We start from the raw sequence: 20,341 nt of genomic DNA on the forward strand, positions 1-20,341 counted from the left end.
AGGACGCCATGGCCCGACCCGAAACGCCGCCCGCCGCCGTTGCCGCGCCCGACATGGCGGGGCCGCGGGCCTGGGCCGGCTTCACCTTCATGTGCATCGGCATGTTCATGGCGATCCTCGATATCCAGATCGTCGCCACCTCGCTGCCGACGATCCAGGCGGCACTAAAGATCGCGCCCGATCGGATGGTGTGGATCCAGACCGCCTATCTGACCGCGGAGATCGTCGCGATCCCGCTGACGGGGTATCTGACAGGCTTGCTCGGCATGCGGCGGCTGTTCGTCGGCGCGGTGACGCTGTTCACGCTCGCCTCGCTCGGCTGTGCGATGAGCGGCGGGTTCGAGAGCCTGATCGCGTGGCGCGTGGTCCAGGGTTTTTCGGGCGGCGTGCTGATCCCCATCGTCTTTTCCGCGGTGTTCCTGTTGTTTCCGGAGCGGGTGCAGGGGACGGCGACAACGATCGCTGGTGTCGCGGCGGTGTTGGCGCCCACCATCGGCCCGATCGTCGGCGGATACGTGACGCAGGCCTATTCGTGGCACTGGCTGTTTCTCGTCAACATCGTGCCGGGGGTGGTGTCGGCGATCGCGGCGGCGATCCTGCTGCGCGGCAATGCGGCGACCGAGAGGGCGGGCGTGCGACGGCCGATCGACCTGCCTGCACTGGTGCTGCTGGCGACGGCGCTCGTCGCGCTTCAGATCGGGTTGAAGGATGCGCCGGGCTTCGGCTGGGGATCGCCGCGTGTCGCCGGGCTGCTGGTGCTGTCGCTCGTCGCGGCGGCGGGGTTCGTTTGGCGGACCTGGGGCGCGCGAGCGCCGCTGGTCGAGCTGCGCTGCCTTGCCGACCGCAATTTCGCGATCGGATGCGTGTTCAGCTTCGTACTCGGCTTCGGGCTGTTCGGTTCGACGTACCTGATGCCCTTCTTCCTGGGGCTGGTGCGCGAGCATGGCGCGCTGCGCATCGGCGAGATCATGCTGGCGACCGGGATCACGCAGCTCGTCGCGGCGCCGGTCGCGGTCTGGGCGGAGCGGCGGTTCGATTCGCGCTGGCTCACCGCGTTCGGCTTCGCGCTGTTCGGCTTCGGCCTGCTGCTGAGCACGCGCCAGACCGCGGCGACGGATTTCGACGAGATGATGGTGCCTCAGATGGTGCGCGGCGCGGCGATCATGTTCTGCCTGTTGCCGCCCACGCGCATGGCGCTCGGCCGGCTGCCCGCGCATCTGGTCGCGGACGGCAGCGGGCTGTTCAACCTGATGCGCAACCTGGGCGGGGCGGTCGGCCTTGCGCTGGTCGACACGGTGATCTTCAGCCGCGCCGCGACCGAAGGCCGCACGATCGCCGCGAAGCTTCAGGCGGGAGACGTCGGCACTGCGGTGGGCATCGGCATCCCGCGCGACGCGTTCCTCGAACAGCGCGGCCAGCCGGTGGACGAGTTCACGACCGAGATGGTGCGCCCGCTGGTCGAGAAGGCGGCGCTGGTGCCCGCGATCAACGCCGCGTGGCTGCTGTGCGGGGTACTGACGCTGGTCGTGCTGGTCGCGGTATTGTGGGTCCGGCGGGTCGATCGCGACCGACCCGCCGGCCTGCATTAGAAGGTGACGTTGACCGCCAGGGCAAAGGTACGGCCGAAATAGGAGGTATAGAGCGGGTCCTTTCGCACCGAATCCGCGGTCAGCCGGTTGGTTTCGTTGGTGAGGTTCGACGCCTCGGCGATCAGTTTGATGTTGTCGGTCAGGTTGTAGGAGGCCGAGGCATCGAGGAAGATCGAGCTGGCGTTCGACAGCGAGTCCGCATCGACCGATCCGCCGCCCGGCACGCTGGTCAGGAACGACGAGCGATAATTGACAGTCGAGCGGATGCTGAACTTCTTGTCTTCGTAGTAAAGCGTGCCGCTCGCCGTTTCGGGCGACAGGCCGGTGAGCGAGGCGTTCACCGATTGGGTCGGCGAGATGATGTAGTTGATCGTCGAGCGCACCCGCGTGAAGTTTGCCAGCACGCCGAAATTGCTGAGGAACCCCGGCAGGAAGCGGAACGGGATCTGCGCATTCACCTCGAACCCGCGCAGCGGCCCGCCGGGCGTGTTGTTGTTGCGGGTGACCGTAAACAGGTTGTCGGCGGTGACCCCGGTGCCGGTATTCTGAAGCAGCGACAGCGGCAGGCCGAGATCGCGGAACGGCACGAGATCGCGCGTCGACTGGATGAACGTCTCGATGTCCTTGTAGAAATAGGCGACCGAGATCAGCGACCCCGGCGCAAAATACCATTCGAGCGAGGCATCGAGAGTGTTGGCGCGGATGGGATCGAGGAAGGGGTTGGTGATCGAGGCGGTCTGGATGTTGATGTTCGCCGACCCGCTCGGGATGAGCTGGCCATAGGCGGGACGCGACATGACGCGCGCGGCCGAAAAGCGGGCGATCAGGTCCGGCGTCACGTCGAGCGCGAGGTTGAGCGAGGGCAGCCAGTCCTCGTAGCTCCGGTCGACTTCCGACACGACGTAGCGCGACGGGAAGGGCGAGCCCGCGGGCGCCGCCGCCGGGATCGCGCCATAGGTTTCGAGCTTGGTGTTCACGTACCGCACACCCACGTCGCCGCGAAGCGCGAAGGGCAGCGTATCGGCGGTGTTGAACTTCACCATCAGATAGCCCGACTTGTAGGTCTCCTTGACGCCGCCATAGGCACCCTTCGCGCATTCGAGGTTGCAGTAGAGGTAATTGTCGAAGCCGACGGCGCTGCGGAACTTGTCGGGGTCGATCGATACGAAGTCCTGAAGCTGGCCGTTCAGGTTCTTGGCGACTCCGGTCGTCACCGTCGCGAAGTTGGCGATCGTCACACCGGCCGGCAGCGTGAGCGGGGTGTTGGTCTGCAGCTGGCGCTCGCGTGCAACATATTCGTTGGTGCGGTACTGGCCGCCGACCTGCACCGTGAAGTTCGGCGCCGCCTCCCACTCGCCGTTCAGTTCGAACGTCTTGCTGGTGATCGTGTTGCGGCGGATGAAGTTCGACAGTTGGCCGCGCTGTGCGCCGTTCGCCTGGGGCGGGCCGTACTGGAACAGTGCGGGATTGGTGATGTCGATGCCGTAGCCGAGCGTCGGGATGCTGGCATTGTCGCGGAAGTCGATCGAGAAGTTGCGCGTATCGTTCGAATCGATCGCGACCTGAAGCCGGTCGACGTCGAGCTTCGATTCGCTGATGCCCGCAAGGCCATAAAAGCGGACGGTATCCGAGAAGCGATGATCGAAGTTGAAGTTCGCCTGACGAAAGGTCGAGGTGAACTTCTCGTTCTGCATCTCGGAGCGCAGATCGACGCCGTCGAACAGGCCGCGGACGAGCGAGCCGTTCTCGTCGACCTCGATCTCGCGCACCGAGGTCATCGGCGTGCCCTGGTTCGAGGCGGCGCGGCCAAAGGATCGGGCGTCTATATATTGGTCGAGGCGATCGACCTTGAAGCGCGAATAAAGGCCGTCGATCGAGATATCGGTGTTTTCGCCCGGCTTCCACTGCACGGTCAGCGTGCCGGCCAGCCGCTCCTGGTCCTGGCTCGACTTGGCCGGGCGCGGCAGGCGGGGGAGGAAGACGCCGCCGCCGGGGCGACCGGACACGCCCTTGCGGCTCATGATATAGTCATAGGCCGCGGCGTTGCCGGTGCGCGGATTGCCCGTGCTGCAATTGTTGGCGTCCGCGCCGACCGCATTGCCGCCATTGGCGAAGCCCGGCACCGGACTGATCGTCGGCGCGCCGTTATAGACATAGCCGATGGGCGTGCAGAACGGGAAGACGACGCCGGCATTCGGCGTGCCAGCCGGCTGCGCCTGGCCAAAGGTATAGGACGGGATCACGTCGGCGGCGGAATAAGCATATTCGTCGATGTGCCGCTTCGAATAGGCGATGCTGCCCAGCACGCCGAAGCTGTCGCCGAACTGCTTCGATACCAGCGCGGACAGGCGGGGGTCCACCTTTTGCGAGATGTCGTTGTAGATGCCGCGCGCCGTGGCGGAGAAGTTGAACTCCTTCTTCGTGTCGAAGGGCTTGGGCGCGCGCAGGTCGACGGTGGCGCCGAGCGAGCCTTCCTCGACATCGGCCGACGTCGTCTTGCGCACCGCGAGCGACGAGAAGATTTCGGTCGGGAAGGTCACGAAATCGAACGAGCGGCCAGTGGCGACACCGCCTCGAATGTCGGTGCCGCTGACCTGGGACACGCCCTCCATCCCGTTGATGCGCACGCGCGTGAACTGTGCGCCGAGGCCGCGGACCGAGATGTTGCGCCCTTCGCCGCCATCGCCGCGCGACAGGGCGACGCCCGGAATGCGCTGCATCGATTCGGCGAGGTTCGAATCGGGGAACTTGCCGATATCCTCGGCCACGATGCTGTCGATCGCGGCAGTTTCCTCGCGCTTCTGTAGCAGCGCCTGGTTTAGCGAGGCCCGAAAGCCGGTGACGACGATATCCTCAGCGTTCTCGCCCTCCTGCGGGGCGGCGGCGGGCGCCGGATCGGCGTTCTGCGCGGCGGCGGGCAGCGCGATCAGCAATGCCGCCAGGCTCGTCGATGCACGGAAGCTGCGCTTGGAAACCAATGCCACGGTCGTCTCCCCTCCTGTCGCGACCCGCTCCCACGGGGCGCCGTTTACGGGCTGACGCGCTGACGGCGTTCATGCCCGACCGAGGGTTGTCATACGCCGCGTAAGGCTGTCTGACAATATGATCTTACAGATTGTCGTCGATCGTTAGACCGTCCGGCGCGCGAGCGCGCGGCGGCGCTGGGCGGTTTCGGCGCGGGCGCGCTCCACCGCCTCGGTCTCGGTCACGTCGAGCAGGTGGGTGATGACGCGGTTGAGGTGGTCTCGCATCGCCGCGCGCGCCTCCACCGGGTTGCGCGTCTCGAGCGCGCGCAGGATGCGGCCATGCTCGTCGAGCCGGCTCTGCGTGCCGAGGCTGCCCGCCTTGCGCAGCACCTCGCGCGCCAGCGGCGAGCGAAAGCGCATGTCCCAGAAGTCGGTGACCGCAGCGATGATGACGGCGTTGCCCGTTGCCTCGGCGATGCAGATGTGGAAGCGGCGGTCGGCGACCTCCGCGGCGGCGCTGTCGGCGTCGGCCATAGCCTCCATCAGCGACCGCAATTCGGCCAGATGCGCCTCGTCGATCTCGGTCGCCGCGACGGCGGCCACTTCGCCCTCGAGCAGGCGGCGCGCCTCGATGATCTCGAACGCGCCGATATCGAGCTCGGATTCGCCGGGCGCCGCGGCGGCGACGCTCGGATCGAGGACGAACACGCCCGATCCCTTGCGCGCCTCGACCAGCCCGAGCATTTCGAGCGCGATCATCGCCTCGCGGATCGTCGGGCGGCTGACGCCGAAGCGTTCGGTCAGGTCGCGCTCGGCGGGCAGGCGCGAGCCGGGGACGTAGATGCCGTTCGCGATGTCAGCGCGGATCGCATCCACGATCCCGCGATAGAGCTTTCCGCCCTGTTCCCCCACTGCCATGTCATCCTCTTCGATCCAGTCCGGCCCGTCCTCCGACGCGGGAGCGGCACCGTCAAGCCCGACGCCATAAGGGCGAGCAAAATGTCTGACAGGTGGGTTGCGTCTGGTCTAGCCACATTCTAGGCTTGCGGCATCGGTCCGAAACGAAGGCCGCAAATCGAGGGGATTAGCGATGCGCCTGGCCGCCATTTCGATCGTCACCGCCTGTACGTTGGCCGCGCCTGCCGCGGCGCAGGCGCCGTGGCGCGACGTCACGCCGAAAGCGGGGCTCGCCGGCTGGACGGTCGCGGGCGGCAACGCCCCCTATCGCGTTGAGAACGGCGAACTGATCGGTCGCGCCGCGGCAAAGACGCCGAACAGCTGGCTGGTCTCGAACCAGCAATATGGCGACTTCATCGTCGAGTTCGAGGCCAAGACCAATCCCATCCTTAATTCGGGCATGATGATCCGCGGCCAGCGGCGAGCCGATTACCGCAGCGGCGTCGTCCACGGCTATCAGGCAGAGATCGACCCGTCGAAGCGCGCATGGAGCGGCGGGCTGTACGACGAGCAGCGCCGCCAGTGGCTCTATACGCTCGGCCGGAACGAGGGGGCGCGGCGGGCCTTCAGGTCCGGCGACTGGAACCGCTACCGGGTCGAGGCGATCGGCAACCGCATCCGCACCTGGATCAACGGCGTCCCCGCCGCCGACCTGGTCGACGACACCGACGCACGCGGCTTCATCGCACTGCAGGTCCATTCGGTGTCGGACGAGGTGGCCGCGAAGAACCCCGAGGTCCGCTTCCGCAAGATCCGCGTCATCACCGATCGGCCCCAGCGATATGCCTTGCCTGAGACGAAGCTGGAGCAGCAGGGGTGGCTGACCAACCGCATTAGTCCCGGCGAGGCGCGCGCGGGGTGGAGGCTGCTGTGGGACGGGCGCACCACCAATGGCTGGCGCAGTGCCAAGGGGCCGAGCTTCCCGGCCAAGGGCTGGGCGATCAATGACGGCATCCTGTCGGTCGAACCTTCCGGCGGCGGTGAATCGACCAATGGCGGCGACATCATCACCACACGCGACTATTCCGATTTCGAGCTGTCGGTCGATTTCCGCCTGACGCCGGGGGCGAACAGCGGGATAAAGTATTTCGTCGACCCGAGCCTGCTCAAGGGCGAGGGATCGGCGATCGGCCTCGAATACCAGTTGCTCGACGATGAGCGGCATCCCGATGCGAAGATGGGGCGCGACGGCAACCGCACCTTGGGTTCGCTCTACGACCTCATCACCGCGCGGAACCTGTCGGACCCCGACAGCCCGGGCAAGCGGATCAACCCGCCGGGCGAATGGAACCGCGCGCTGCTGGTCGTACGCGGCAATCATGTCGAGCACTGGCTGAACGGCTTCAAGGTTGTCGAATATGAGCGCGGCTCGCCCGAGTTCCGGCAACTGGTCGCGATGAGCAAATACGCCAAATGGCCGCGCTTCGGCGAAGGGAAATCAGGTCCGATCCTGCTGCAGGATCATGGCGACCGGGTCGATTTCCGCTCGATCAAGCTGCGCGGCCGATAAGAGGGGACTGGGAATGGACCGTCGAACGATCCTGATGGGCGCGGGCGCCGCCGCCGGCCTTGCGATGACCGCAAAGAGCTATGCGCGGATCCAGGGCGCCAATGATCGGCTGCGCGTTGCCGTCGTCGGCGTGAACGGGCGCGGACAAGCGCACATGAGTGCCTTCACCAAGGTGCCGAACGTCCAGATCACGCATTTCGTCGACGTGGACTCGGACGTGCTCGCCAAGCGCGCCGACGCGTTCGCGGGCAAGGGGTTCGCCCGGCCGAAGCTGGAGCGCGATTACCGCCAGCTGCTCGCGCGCAAGGACGTGGACATCGTCACCGTCGCGACGCCCGACTTCTCGCACGCCAAGATCGGCGTCGACGCGATGCGGGCCGGCGCGCACGTCTATCTCGAGAAGCCGATCGGCATCGCGCCGGCCGAGGGTGAGGCGCTGATCGCCGCGCAGAAGCGCACCGGCCGCGTGCTGCAGGTCGGCAACCAGCAGCGGTCGAGCATCGAGACGCGGCAGCTCCTCGACCTCGTCCGCGGCGGCGCGCTGGGCGAGGTGTACGAGGCGCAGACCTGGTACGCCAACAACCGCAAGTCGATCGGGAAGGGCAAGGTGACCGCCCCGCCTGCCAATCTCGACTGGGAGCTGTGGCAGGGGCCGCGCCCGCGCGGGCCGTACCGCGACAACCTCGTCCACTATAATTGGCACTGGTTCTGGAAATACGGGACGGGCGAGATCTGCAACAACGCGATGCACGAGCTCGACATCGCCCGCTGGCTGATGGGTGTCACCTATCCCACGGCGGTGTCGGCGAAGGGCGCGCGCAATTTCTGGAAGGGCGACGACTGGGAGATGTACGATTCGCTCAGCCTCGACCTCGACTATGAGGGCGGGCGGACGATCCGCTGGAACGGGCAGAGCTGCAACGGCATCCAGACGTTCGGGCGCGGGCGCGGGGTGCTGCTGCTCGGCACCAAGGGCTCGGCGATCGTCGACCGCAACGGGTTCGAGCATTACGGCCTCGACGGCAAGCTGATCCGTGAGGTCAAGGCACCCGCCGAAAGCGCGACGACGGGCACGGTGGGCGAGGGCGCACTCGACGTCTATCACGCGCAGAACTTCGTCGACGTGATCCGCGGCAAGTCGCGGTCGCTCAACTCGCCGATCGCAGAGGGGCATATCAGCACGACGCTCTGCCACCTCGGCAACATGGCGTACCGGACCGACGCCGACCTCATGGTCGATCCGCGCACCGGCCGTCCGGCGAGCGCGGCGGCGATGAAGCTCTGGTCGGTCGATTATGCGCCGGGCTGGGGGCTGAACGCCTGACGTGAGCATCGAGACGCGCATCGAGCGGTTTGCCGCAATGGGGACGCGCGTCGAGTTCCATGTATTCGGGCCGGTCGATGACGAGGCGATCCGGGCGGCGCGGCGGGCGGTGGAGGCCGTGGACGACAGCCTGACGATCCACCGGCCGTCGGCCGCCACCGCGCTCAACGAGGCGCTGGCGGCGGGCGGTTCGGTGGAGATCGGCGACCCGCTGTTGCTGGAGGCGCTGGCGCTGGCCGACGCGGCGGTCGCGGCGACGGGCGGGCTGTTCGATCCGACCGCGGGCAAGGGCGCGCCGGGACGGTGGTCTGCGCTGTCGCTCGACGTTGCTGCCTCGCGGGTGACGGCGGGTGGGCCGGTCGCGTTCGACTTCGGCGGGTTCGGCAAGGGCTATGCGCTTGATCGCGCGGTCGATATCCTGCGCGCGGCGGGTGTCGCCAGCGCGCTCATGTCGGCGGGAGAAAGCTCGATCGCGGTGATCGGCGCGCATCCGCTTGGCGGCGGCTGGCCGCTGGCGATCCCCGATCCGGGGGTGCCCGGTGGCACGCTGGCGGTGATCGAGGTCGAGGATGCGGCACTGTCGATCTCGGCCACGGTGGGGGCGGGGATGCTCGCGCCCAATCGCGCCGCGACGGTACGTCCGCGCGACGGCCGGGCGATCGCGGCGGCGCGCACGGCGATCGCCGTCGAGGCGAGCGGCGCGCTTGCGGAAGCAATCAGCACCGCGCTTATCGTCGCCGATGCGGGCGAGGCGGCGGCGCTGATCGCCGCGTGGCCGGGGCACCGCCACTTGTTTGACCATGCCGTGACGGCTGCGGCGCGTGAGGATGCGGATGTATGAACGAGCGTGACTTCGACCTGACCCGCCGCGGTTTCATCGACCGCGTTCTCGCCGCCTCTACGGGCATCGGCATGGCGACGGCGGCGCCCTGGGCCATGGCGGCGGCGGCGGGGGTCGAGCGCGGCGACCGGGTGCGGCTGGGCGTGGTCGGCACCGGCGATCGCGGCCGGGCGCTCATTCAGAACATCCTCAAGACCAAGAACTGCACGGTCGCGGCGATCTGCGACAGCTATGCCCCGCATCTGGCGCGCGGGCGGGCGCTGGTGCCGGCGGGGACGCGCAGCTTCACCGACTATCGCGCGATGTTGGATGCCAGGGGGCTGGACGCGGTGGTGATCGCGACGCCGCTCGACATGCACGCAAGCCAGACGTTCATGGCGCTCGACGCAGGCCTCCACGTCTGGTGCGAAAAGGCGATGGCGCGGACGATCGCCGATTGTGGGGCGATGGTGGCGCGCGCGCGGGGCGCTCACAAGGTGCTCCAGATCGGCCACCAGCGGATGTTCCACCCCACTTATCTCGCGGCGCGAAAGCGCGCGGCGGCGGGGGAGATCGGCACGATCACGCAGGTGCGGGCGAGCTGGCACCGCAACAAGAGCTGGCGTCGGCCGGTGGCACCCGACGCCACCGACCGGCAGATCAACTGGCGCCTCTATCGCGATCGCTCGGCGGGGCTGATGACCGAACTCGCCACTCACCAGCTACAGGTCGCCAACTGGTTCATGGACGCGCTGCCGACGCGGGTGATGGGGTCGGGCAGCATCTGCTTCTGGAAGGACGGGCGCGAGGTCTACGACCATGTCGCGCTGGTGTTCGATTATCCGGGCGGGCGCAAGACGATCTACACGTCGCTGCTCAACAACGCGCGCTATGGCTGCGAGGAGCAGATCCAGGGGAGCAAGGGCACGATCGAGCCCGAGCTCGGCCGTATCTATTCGGAGGACCCGAACGCGGTCCCCGCACTTCAGCAAATGCAGTGCGACGTGGCGGCGGGCAACAAGCGCGCGGTGCCGATCGGCGGCGCGACCTGGTTCCCGGAATTGCCCGTCCGCACGCCGGGCACCCCGCTCGGCTGGGGCGAGTATGACGAGACGATGCTTCAGTTCGAGGGCTTCGGCGAGGCGGTGCGCAAGGGCCGCGAACTGCCGGGGCTGCTCAAGGAAGCCTATTATGCCAGCGTCGCCTCGCTGCTCGGCGAGCAGGCGATGGACAGCGGGCGCGCGCTCGACTGGCCGAAGGATCTGGTCGCCGTCTGATTGCGGGGCGGCACCGATGCGGCGCCGCCCCTCGCATCAGGCCGCCGGCTTTACCTCCAGCCGCGGGACCAGCAAGTGGATGATCGCCAGCGCCACCAAATAGGCGCTCCCCGCCCAGACGAAGACCGGCGCATAGCTGCCCACCGTCTCCAGCACCTGTCCGACATAGGTGGACATGAGCATGCCGCCGACCGCCCCCGCCGCGCCGCCGATCCCCATGACCGAGGCGACGGAGGAGCGGGGGAAGGTGTCGCTGACCATCGTGTAGAGGTTCGACGACCATCCCTGATGCGCGGCGGCGGCAAGGCCGATGATCGCAACCGCGCTCCACAAGCCGGAGACGCTGCTGGCGAAGAAGATCGGCAGGACGAGGATCGCGCAGACGAGCAGCGCCATCTTGCGCCCGGCATTGACGCTCATCCCCCGCTTGATGAGTGCCGACGACAGCCAGCCGCCGCCGATGCTGCCCACATCGGCCATCAGATAGACCGCAATCAGCGGCGGGCCGAAGCTCTTGAGGTCGAGGCCATGGCGCTTGGCGAAAAAGTCGGGCAGCCAGAACAGGAATAGGTACCAGACCGGGTCGGTCAGGAACTTGCCGGCGATGAACGCCCAGGTGCCGCGCCGGCGGAACAGCGCGGACCAGGGGATGCGCGGCTCGTCCTCCGCCGGGGCGACGTCGGAGTTGATGTACGCCAGCTCCGAGGGAGAGACGCTGCGGTGCTCAGCAGGCTTGCGATAGAAGGCGAGCCACGCGACCAGCCAGACGAAGCCCAATAGGCCGGTGATGATGAACGCGGCTTGCCAGCCCAACTGGATGGCGAGGACGGGCACGACGATCGGCGTGGCGATCGCGCCGACATTGGCGCCGGCGTTGAGGATGCCCGCGGCGAGCGCGCGTTCCTTCTTGGGAAACCATTCGGCTACCGACTTGATCGCGGCGGGGAAGTTCGCGGCTTCGCCCAGGCCCAGCGCGAACCGCGCCATCGCGAATCCGCCGGGCGTGCGGGCGAGCGCATGGACCATCGCCGCGACGCTCCAGATCGCGATCGCGCCGGCATAGCCGAGCTTGGAGCCGATCCGGTCGATGACCGGCCCGCAGGCGAGCAGGCCGAGGCCGTAGGCAGCCTGGAACCAGAAGACGATGTTGCCATAGTCGATCTCGCTCCAGCCGAGTTCGGCCTGAAGCGTCGGTTTCAGGATGCCGATGATCTGACGGTCGATGTAATTGATCGTCGTGGCAAAGAAGAGCAGCGCGCAGATGATCCAGCGCACGTTGCTGGCGGGCCGTGTGGGGCCGGTGGTTGTCACGCTGTCTCTCCCTTGTCGCGGGCGTTCCCCGCTTTTCGTTCAGTTGGCGCGGGCGTGGGCGATGCCGCGTTCGAGCCCGCGCAGTTCGGCCAGCCCGCGCATCCGCCCGAGCAGCGAATAGCCGGGGAGGGTGCGCTTAGTGAGGTCGTCGAGCATCTGGTGTCCGTGGTCGGGCCGCATCGGGATCGACCGGCCCTCCCGGACCTGAAGGTCGTGCACCGCCGCGACGATCCGCGCCATTTCGGCATCGCCCTCCAGATGCGGGGCCTCGTGGAACGTGCCGCCGCCCTCGCGCTGGACCGAGCGGAGGTGGAGGAAGCCGATCCGGTGCCCCAACCGCTCGACCATGCCGGGCAGGTCGTTGTCCGCGCGCGCGCCGAACGAGCCCGAGCAGAAGCAGAGGCCATTGGCGGCGCTCGGTACCCGATCGAACAGATACGCGACGTCCGCCTCGGTACTGACGACGCGCGGCAAGCCGAACAGCGGGAAGGGCGGGTCGTCGGGATGGACGACGAGGCGGATGCCGAGCGATTCGGCATGGGGAGCCACGACCTTGAGGAACGCGATCAGGTTGGCGCGCAGCGCTTCGGGACCGAGCTCGCCATAGCGGGCGAGCGCGGCGCGAAAGGCGTCGCGGGTGAACCCCTCCTCGCTGCCCGGCAGGCCGGCGATGATCGTCGCCTCCAGCGCCATGCAAGCATCGTCGTCCATCGCCGCGCGACGGCGCGCCGCCTTGTCGAGCAGGTCGGGCGCGTAATCCGCCTCCGCCCCCGGCCGCTTCAGGATGAAGCAGTCATAGGCCGCCGCCATCTCGTGCTCGAAGCGAAGCGCCTTCGCGCCATCAGGCAGTTCCCAGGCGAGGTCGGTGCGCGTCCAGTCGAGAACGGGCATAAAATTGTAGGTGACGACGTCGATGCCCGATGCGGCGAGGTTGGTCAGCGTCTGGCAGTACGCCTCCAGATACCGCGCGGAGTCGCCGTTGCCGGTCTTGATATCGTCATGGACGGGCACGCTTTCGACGACGCGCCACTTGAGGCCCGCCGCCTCGATCCGATCCCGGTAGGCGGCGATCGTCTCGGCCGGCCAGACCGCGCCGTTGGGCTGATCGTGGAGCGCGCTGACCACGTCGGTCGCGCCCGATTGCCTGATTTCCCGAAGCGATACCGGGTCGGATGCCCCGAACCATCGCATCGCCTGCGTCATCCACACGCGCACTGCCCCCAAAACTCGTCGCGGCCATCTCGCCGCTTCCGATTTGCTATCATAGCGGATATGACAGGCCAATATCAAAATCTGTAAGACATGTTTTTGGAGGGGTATCATGCAGGAAGTCGATCGGCGTGCATTGCTCGCGGGCCTGGGCATCGGCGGCGCGGTGATGGCGATGAGTGCCGCGCATGCCCAATCGGTGACGGCGGGGAACGCGGCGCCCGATCGCGGACCGCCGCGTGGGCCCGACCCCTCCGCCCGGCACCGCATCCGCTTCGCGGTCGTCGGCCTCGACCACCCGCATATCTTTGCGATGACCGACGCGCTGATCCGCGGCGGCGGGACGCTGGCGATGGTCTATGCCCCCGACCCGAAGCAGCGCGCGGCGTTCCTCGGCCGCTATGGCGACGTGCGGCTGGCGCGCAGCGAGGCCGAAGTGCTGGAGGCGAAGGATATCCAGCTCGTCGCCAGCGCGTCGATCCCCGACCTTCGCGCGCCGCTCGGCATCCGGGTAATGCGCGCTGGCAAGGACTTCCTGTCGGACAAGCCGGGGATCACCAGCCTGAAACAGCTTGCCGACGTGCGCCGCGCGATCGCCGAGACCCGCCGCAAGTTCGCGATCCTCTATTCCGAACGCTACGAAGTGCGCGCCGCGGTCCGCGCCGGCGAACTGGTCAAGGCGGGCGCGATCGGCAAGGTGATCCAGACGGTCAACCTTGCGCCCCATCGGATGAGCCCGGCGAGCCGACCCGACTGGTTCTGGGACACCGCGCGCTATGGCGGGATCCTGACCGATATCGGCAGCCATCAGGCGGACCAGTTCCTGTTCTACACCGGCTCGACCCGCGCCGACGTGGTCGCGGCGCAGGCGGGCAATGTCGGCACGCCGCAGCATCCGCGCTTTCAGGATTTCGGCGACATGACGCTGACGGGCAATGGCGGCACCGGCTATGTCCGCGTCGACTGGTTCACGCCGGACGGGCTGTCGACCTGGGGCGACGGGCGGCTGTTCATCCTCGGCACCGGCGGCTTCATCGAGCTTCGCAAATATGTCGACGTGGCTGGGCGGCCCGGCGGCGACCATCTGTTCATCACCGACGCGAAGGGCTCACGCTACGAGGATTGCAGCAAGGTCGCGCTGCCCTTCGGCCCGCAATTCGTCAGCGACGTGGTCGAGCGGACGGAGGTCGCGCAGGACCAGCGTCAGGCGCTGCTCGCCGCCGAACTGGTGCTGAAGGCACAGGCACGCGCAAAGCCGCCGGTCCTTCCCGGCGGTTGAGGTCAGACGCGGACGTAGCGGAAGTACCAGACCTCGTGCCCCTTGCGCCGGGCTTTCCGCTCGTACCGCGTCTCGGGCCAGTCGGCGGGGCGGGTGAGGAAGTCGGCCGCGGTCTGCGCCTGCCATACGAAGTCGCGGCGCTGGTTCATCACCATCATCGACCAGCGGCAATAGGTGGGGTCGTCGGTGCCGAGCCGGAACTCGGCCCCCGGCTTCAGCTTGGCGGCGATCAGGTCGAGCGGGCCGTGATTGACCATCCGCCGCTTGGCATGGCGCGCCTTGGGCCAGGGATCGGGGTGGAGCAGATAGGCGCGGTCGAGGCTGGCGTCGGGCAACCGCTCTAGCACCTGAAGGGCGTCGCCCATGTGCAGGCGGACATTGCCGAGGTCGCCGTCGCGGATGTGGCCGAGCGCGCCGACGACGCCGTTGAGGAACGGTTCGCAGCCGATGAAGCCCGTTCCCGGCCGGGCCGCCGCCTGTCCCGCCAGATGCTCGCCCCCGCCGAAGCCGATCTCGAGTTCGAGCGGGCGGTCGTCGCCGAACAGCGCCTTTGCATCAAGCGGCCCTTCCTCGGGCACGGCGATCCGCGGCAACAGCTCCTCGACGAGCGCGGCCTGCCCGGCGCGCAGCTTGTGCCCCTGGCGGCGGCCATAGAGGCGGCGGATGGTCGCGGGATCGTTCATGGCGGGCGGCGTTAGGCGCATGGAGGGCGGGCTGTCGAGGGGGTTGATCGGGCCGCGGCATCGGCTAAAGGCATCGCCGTCGGCCGGCGATCGAGTCGCGGCCGTTATCCCCGCTATCCACGTTATCCACAGGCTTGCCGCCGCATTTGCTGCTTCGGGCGACTCGGGGTCCGTGACACACTCTGCCTGTAGCCGGGACGAAGCGGTTCGAGAAATCGAAGCAAATCGAAATGGTTATGCCGGGTCGGGCGATGCGCTGGTGCCTTTATTGGAAACCGCGCAGGTGTACGGGACGGGGATCGACGGAAGGCGACGACAGACTGCGCGCGGCCTTGGCCGAACGCGGGACGGGATCACCGGAAAGCGATCGAACGAGACGGATGAAGCGAGGCCCTCGGGCGACGCTTAGACCGGATCGGCCGACGGAAACGACGATGCGGCAGGCGCTTCCCATGGAAGCGGCGAAGCGGAGGCGGGACCTGAGGCGCAACGCGCCGGCACGCGCAAGCGCACCGACGTGAGGCCATCGAGGCCGGACACGCGACACCGCCCCTTGCCGAAAGGCGACCGGCAGGCACGCGGGACCGGCCCCGATGACCGGACCCCGGCGAACACGGCGCGAAAGCGCACGGCGCACCGGGTGAGGAGGGGCTGGCGGCGACGCCGGCCCCTTTTTCGCGCCGACGATTTTGGGCGGCCTTTGGCCCGTGCCCCCTTTCATCGCGCGCCGTCGCCCCGACATAGCGCCCCGAACCAGTGTCGGAGGCGTTCATGAAGACTAGCGGCAACACCATTCTCATCACCGGCGGCGGCTCCGGTATCGGCGCCGCACTCGCGCAGCGCTTTGCCCGCCGCGGCGATACCGTCATCGTCGCGGGCCGGCGCCAGGCCGCGCTCGACGAGGCAATCGCGGGGCAAGACGACATGCACGCTCTGACGCTCGACATCGACGATGCCGCGGCGATCAAGACGTTCGCGGCCGAGGTCATGGAGCGGTTCCCAGCACTCAACGTCGTCATCCACAATGCTGGGATCATGCGGTTCGAGGCGATCGAAGGCGCGCGCGACCTGTCGGATTCGGAGGCGCAGATCACCACCAACCTGCTCGGCCCGATCCGGCTGACCGACGCACTGGTCGATCATCTGAAGGGACAGGTGGATGCGGCGATCGTGACCGTCACCTCGGGCCTCGCCTTCGTCCCGCTGGTCGCCGCGCCCACTTATTCGGCGACCAAGGCGGCGGTGCACAGCTATACCGTCAGCCTGCGAGAGGCGCTCAAGGGGCAGGTCGAGGTGATCGAGATCGCGCCGCCGGGCGTGCGCACCGACCTGACCCCCGGACAGGCCGACCGCACCGGCTATCTCGGCCTCGACGACTTCGCCGACGAGGTGATGGCGCTGATCTCGCAGGAGCCGACCCCGCCGGAGATCCTGGTCGAGCGCGTCCGCGATTTCCGCAATGCCGAGGCCGACGGCGCCTTTGCCGAGCGGTTCAAGGGCATGAACGACTTCGCCCGCGCCGAGCGGGAGAAGGCGGACAAGGCGAAGACTTAACCTCCCTCGTCACCCCGGACTTGATCCGGGGTCCCGCTTCTTTCTTCTTCCAAGCGTGAAGAGAAGAAGCGGGACCCCGGCTCGGGGGCCGGGGTGACGGCCTTTGGTAGAGGACTGCCCCGACCATTTCTTTCCCCGCGCCAAGCCCTTGCGCTTTGCCGCATCCCCCAAACCGGACTATCGCGCGGCGATGACCACGCAGGCCTCCGACACCGCTGCCCGTTCGACCCGCATCGGCCTGATGCAGGGGGCGGGGGCGTATCTGCTCTGGGGGCTGCTGCCGCTCTACTTCATGCCGCTGCGCGGGGTCGATGCGGGCGAGGTCGTCGCCAACCGCGTCGTCTGGTCGCTCGCGCTCCTCTTCGCCATCATCGCGGTGACGCGGCGGGGTGCGCGGCTGTGGCTGGCGCTGACGACGCCCGCGACGCTGCGGCTGCTGGCGGCGAGCGCGGCGATGATTTCGGTCAACTGGCTTGTCTATATCTGGGCGGTCCAGCACCATCACGTGCTGGAGGCGAGCCTCGGCTATTTCCTCAACCCGCTGGTCAACGTCGTGCTCGGTGTCGCCGTGCTGCGCGAGAAGCTGACCCGGCCGCAGCTGGCCGCGGTCGTGCTGGCCGGCGCGGGCGTCCTCGTGCTCGCGTCGCAGGCCGCGGCGGGGCTGTGGATCAGCCTCGTCCTCGCGCTATCCTTCGGGCTCTATGGCCTCATCCGCAAAGTCGCGCCGGTCGAATCGGTCGAGGGGCTGACGACCGAGACGCTGATCCTCACGCCGGTCGCGCTCGGCTATATGGCCTGGCTGGCGAGCCATGGCGGGCTGGCGCTGGCGGGTGGCAATACGCTGGTCACCGTGCTGCTGCTGATCGCGGGTATCGTCACCGCGATCCCGCTCCTCCTCTTCGCGGCGGGGGCACGGCGGCTGCCATACTCGGTGATCGGGCTGCTTCAGTATCTGGCGCCGACGATCCAGTTCGGGCTGGCGATCACGCTGTTCGGCGAGGTGGTGACGACCGCGCACCTGATCTGCTTCGCGCTGATCTGGACGGGGCTTGGCGTGTTCGTCGTCGGGAGCCTGCGCGCGCGCAAGGTTTGAGTCCGCGCCCGCGCTCGGCTAGGGCGCGGCCATGACGCTCTACGCCCAGTTCGCCGCCCATCTCGACTCGATCCTCGACGCGCTCGTCGCCGAGGGCACGCTGCCCGACGGCCTCAACCGCCGCGCGGTGACCGTCGAGCCGCCGCGCGACGCGAGCCATGGCGACCTTGCCACCAACGCCGCGATGGTGCTGGCCAAGCCCTCGGGCACCAACCCACGCGCGCTGGCCGAGGCGATCGCCGCCAAACTCGGCGCGCTGAACGAAGTCGCGTCGGTCGCGGTCGCGGGGCCGGGGTTCATCAACCTGACGCTGAAGGAGGACCGCTGGCGCGACGAGCTCGCGGCGATCCATGCGGCGGGTGACGATTACGGCCGCTCGGACGTGGGGGCGGGCGTCACCGTCAATGTCGAATATGTGTCGGCCAATCCCACGGGGCCGATGCACATGGGCCATTGCCGCGGCGCGGTGGTCGGCGATGCGCTGTCCAGCCTGCTCGAGCATATTGGGCACAGGGTCATCCGCGAATATTACGTCAACGATGCCGGCGGCCAGGTCGACGTGCTCGCCCGTTCCGTGCACCTGCGCTATCGCGAGGCGCTGGGCGAGGATGCGGGCGAGGTGCCCGAGGGCCTCTATCCCGGCGATTACCTGATTCCCGTGGGCCAGATGCTCGCCGCCGACTATGGCGACCGCTACGCCGCCGCACCCGAGGGCGAGTGGCTGCCCCTGTTCCGCACGCGTGCGGTGGCGGCGATGCTCGACCTCATCAAGGCCGACCTCGCGCTGCTGGGCATCCACCACGACCTGTTCTCGTCGGAGGCCGAGCTTCAGGCCGCGGGCAAGCCGGAGGAGGCCGAGGCGTGGCTCCGCGCGCGGGACCTCATCTATGACGGGGTGCTCGAGGCGCCGAAGGGCGAGCTGCCCGACGACTGGGAGCCGGTGGAGCTGCCGCTGTTCCGCTCGACCAAGTTCGGCGACGATCAGGATCGCCCGATCAAAAAGTCGAACGGGCAGTGGACCTATTTCGGCGCCGACCTCGCCTATCACTTCCAGAAGGCGCAGTCCGCCGACCAGCTGATCGACATCTGGGGCGCGGATCATGCCGGTACGGTCAAGCGCATCGTCGCGGCGGTCGAGGCGCTGACCGAGGGCAAGACGCGTTTCGATGTGAAGCTGATCCAGATGGTCCGCCTGCTCCGCGCGGGCGAGCCGGTGAAGATGTCGAAGCGGTCGGGTAATTTTGTTACCCTCGCCGACGTGGTGCGCGAAGTGGGCAAGGACGTCGTCCGCTTCACGATGCTGACGCGCAAGGCCGATGCGCAGATGGACTTCGACTTCGCCAAGGTGGTGGAGGCGTCGAAGGACAATCCGGTCTTCTACGTCCAGTATGCGCATGCCCGCGTCCATTCGCTGCGCCGCCGCGCGGCGGAGGCGGGGATCGCGCCGGCGACCGCGACGCCGGACCTGTCCCGGCTTGACACGGCGGAATTGTCTCTGGTCAAGCGGCTCGCTCAGTTTCCGCGCGTGGTGGACGGCGCGGCACAGGCGCGCGAGCCGCACCGGATCGCCTTTTATCTCTATGACTTGGCCGCCGATTTCCATGGCGCCTGGAACGCGGGCAACGACGATCCCTCGCGCCGGACGGTGATTGCCGGTGACGTGTCCTTAACGCAGGCTCGGCTTTATCTCGCCGACGCGATCGGGCAGATCATCCGGTCGGGCCTCCGCATCATGGGCGTGGAGGCGGTCGAGGAGATGAAGTGATGGCAGCCGCTGCCGACGACACCGCAATGGCCGAAGAGGATCGGCTGCCCTGGCTGGAAACGGTCGAGGAGCGGTACGAGGAAGGCGCGCCGATGGGGCGCGTCATCCTGCTCGTCGTCATCGGCCTGGCCATCATCGGCGCGGCGATCGCCGGGCTATACTGGTGGCAGGACCGCGCGCCGTCGACCGGCGGCGGCACGGGCGAGATCATCAACGCGGCCGAGGGCGACTACAAGGTGAAGCCCGACGAAGTGGGCGGGATGCAGGTCGCGGGCGAGGGTGACAGCGTGTTCAAGACCAGCGACGGCGGCCAGCCTTCGAACGCCGCGGTCGACCTGAACGCAGTGCCCGAGGCGCCGTTGGCGACCGGCGCACGCCCCGCGCCCAAGCCCGCCGCGACCCCAACCAAGGGCGCCGCGCGCGTGACCGAGGCGGTGCCTCCGCCGGGCCGCAGCGATCCGGCCGCGGGCAAGGCGGCGGGCGTGCGCCTGCCCCCCGTCGCGGCGGGCGGTGCGGGCGGCGGCGCGGTCGTCCAGCTCGGCTCCTTCCCCAACACCGCGGCGGCCAATGCCGCGTGGAAGCAGTTGTCGGGCCGCTTCGGCTATCTCGCCGGGCTCGGCCAGTCGATCGAGGCGGCGGAGGTCAACGGCCGCACCGTCCAGCGCCTGCGCGTCAACACTGGCAGCAACGCACAGGCCCGCGAAGTCTGCGGCAAGCTCAAGGTCGCGGGCGAGGCGTGTTTCGTGGTGGCGAATTGACGTAGCTTAGCCGTCACCCCGGACTTGTTCCGGGGTCCACGGTTTACCGAATACCACGCTGCGGCGCTTGCGGGTGGGTGGACCCCGGAACAAGTCCGGGGTGACGATTGACGAGGCATGCCCGTACCCCGGCGAAGGCCGGGGCCCAGTTAAGGCCGGCCGGTGAGAGCCCACAACGTCTCCCACCTGGACCCCGGCCTCCGCCGGGGTACAGGACGATCCAGGCTTGGCCTCTCCGCCGCCCCG

Annotated in this window: 15 protein-coding genes; 10 read left to right on the top strand and 5 right to left on the bottom strand. The window is 68.1% G+C overall.

The window, feature by feature from the left end; genetic code table 11:
- Nucleotides 1–8 precede the first annotated feature (8 nt).
- A complete protein-coding gene (locus FHR19_RS03045; protein WP_221228344.1) occupies nt 9–1,589 on the top strand; it encodes a DHA2 family efflux MFS transporter permease subunit in 1,581 nt (526 codons plus the stop codon).
- Here FHR19_RS03045 and FHR19_RS03050 read toward each other — a convergent pair.
- Both FHR19_RS03050 and FHR19_RS03055 read right to left on the bottom strand, forming a co-directional pair.
- Nucleotides 1,586–4,573 carry a TonB-dependent receptor gene (locus FHR19_RS03050; protein ID WP_343053138.1) on the bottom strand — a complete coding sequence of 996 codons (2,988 nt, stop codon included), beginning with the start codon at nt 4,571–4,573 and terminating at the stop codon, nt 1,586–1,588. The two genes, FHR19_RS03045 and FHR19_RS03050, sit on opposite strands and share 4 nt — an antisense overlap.
- 144 nt (nt 4,574–4,717) lie before the next feature.
- Nucleotides 4,718–5,473 (bottom strand): FadR/GntR family transcriptional regulator, encoded by a 756-nt coding sequence (locus FHR19_RS03055; RefSeq protein WP_184024142.1) that lies wholly within the window; start codon nt 5,471–5,473, stop codon nt 4,718–4,720.
- 172 nt (nt 5,474–5,645) lie between these two features.
- Here FHR19_RS03055 and FHR19_RS03060 point away from each other — a divergent pair, with 172 nt between their 5' ends.
- The 4 genes from FHR19_RS03060 to FHR19_RS03075 are packed head-to-tail and all read left to right on the top strand — an operon-like array spanning nt 5,646 to nt 10,443.
- Complete coding sequence (locus FHR19_RS03060) at nt 5,646–7,022, top strand: 3-keto-disaccharide hydrolase (protein WP_184024144.1); 1,377 nt, start codon at nt 5,646–5,648, stop codon at nt 7,020–7,022.
- A gap of 13 nt (nt 7,023–7,035) precedes the next feature.
- Nucleotides 7,036–8,346 carry a Gfo/Idh/MocA family protein gene (locus tag FHR19_RS03065; protein WP_184024146.1) on the top strand — a complete coding sequence of 437 codons (1,311 nt, stop codon included), beginning with the start codon at nt 7,036–7,038 and terminating at the stop codon, nt 8,344–8,346.
- Nucleotide 8,347: 1 nt separating this feature from the next.
- On the top strand, nt 8,348–9,187 hold the full coding sequence (locus tag FHR19_RS03070) for an FAD:protein FMN transferase (protein WP_184024148.1): 840 nt from the start codon (nt 8,348–8,350) through the stop codon (nt 9,185–9,187).
- The gene (locus FHR19_RS03075) at nt 9,184–10,443 is read left to right on the top strand and encodes a Gfo/Idh/MocA family protein (RefSeq protein WP_184024151.1); all 1,260 of its coding nucleotides are present in this window, start codon (nt 9,184–9,186) and stop codon (nt 10,441–10,443) included. Before FHR19_RS03070 ends, FHR19_RS03075 begins: the two co-directional genes overlap by 4 nt.
- Before the next feature lie 36 nt (nt 10,444–10,479).
- Here FHR19_RS03075 and FHR19_RS03080 read toward each other — a convergent pair whose 3' ends face one another.
- Both FHR19_RS03080 and uxuA read right to left on the bottom strand, forming a co-directional pair.
- Nucleotides 10,480–11,754 carry an MFS transporter gene (locus tag FHR19_RS03080; protein WP_184024154.1) on the bottom strand — a complete coding sequence of 425 codons (1,275 nt, stop codon included), beginning with the start codon at nt 11,752–11,754 and terminating at the stop codon, nt 10,480–10,482.
- Nucleotides 11,755–11,793: 39 nt separating this feature from the next.
- A complete protein-coding gene (gene uxuA, locus FHR19_RS03085) occupies nt 11,794–12,969 on the bottom strand; it encodes a mannonate dehydratase (RefSeq protein WP_343053139.1) in 1,176 nt (391 codons plus the stop codon).
- A gap of 106 nt (nt 12,970–13,075) precedes the next feature.
- Between uxuA and FHR19_RS03090 the strand changes: the two genes are divergently transcribed.
- Nucleotides 13,076–14,242 (top strand): Gfo/Idh/MocA family protein, encoded by a 1,167-nt coding sequence (locus tag FHR19_RS03090; RefSeq protein WP_184024157.1) that lies wholly within the window; start codon nt 13,076–13,078, stop codon nt 14,240–14,242.
- 2 nt (nt 14,243–14,244) lie between these two features.
- Here FHR19_RS03090 and trmB read toward each other — a convergent pair whose 3' ends face one another.
- Complete coding sequence (gene trmB, locus FHR19_RS03095) at nt 14,245–14,925, bottom strand: tRNA (guanine(46)-N(7))-methyltransferase TrmB (protein WP_184024159.1); 681 nt, start codon at nt 14,923–14,925, stop codon at nt 14,245–14,247.
- Between the two features lie 771 nt (nt 14,926–15,696).
- Here trmB and FHR19_RS03100 point away from each other — a divergent pair.
- From FHR19_RS03100 to FHR19_RS03115, 4 genes are all read left to right on the top strand, one after another.
- Nucleotides 15,697–16,479, top strand: a complete 783-nt coding sequence (locus FHR19_RS03100) for an SDR family oxidoreductase (RefSeq protein ID WP_184024162.1) — start codon at nt 15,697–15,699, stop codon at nt 16,477–16,479.
- Between the two features lie 190 nt (nt 16,480–16,669).
- On the top strand, nt 16,670–17,572 hold the full coding sequence (gene rarD / locus FHR19_RS03105; RefSeq protein ID WP_184024165.1) for an EamA family transporter RarD: 903 nt from the start codon (nt 16,670–16,672) through the stop codon (nt 17,570–17,572).
- A 31-nt stretch (nt 17,573–17,603) separates the two neighbouring features.
- Entirely contained in the window at nt 17,604–19,337 is a 1,734-nt protein-coding gene (gene argS, locus FHR19_RS03110) for an arginine--tRNA ligase (RefSeq protein WP_184024168.1), read from the top strand.
- Entirely contained in the window at nt 19,337–20,095 is a 759-nt protein-coding gene (locus FHR19_RS03115) for an SPOR domain-containing protein (protein ID WP_246359267.1), read from the top strand. The genes argS and FHR19_RS03115 overlap by 1 nt, the downstream gene beginning before the upstream one ends.
- Nucleotides 20,096–20,341 lie beyond the last annotated feature (246 nt).

Origin of the sequence: Sphingomonas yantingensis (assembly GCF_014199325.1) — a bacterium.
In the GTDB taxonomy this organism is placed as follows: domain Bacteria; phylum Pseudomonadota; class Alphaproteobacteria; order Sphingomonadales; family Sphingomonadaceae; genus Sphingomonas; species Sphingomonas yantingensis.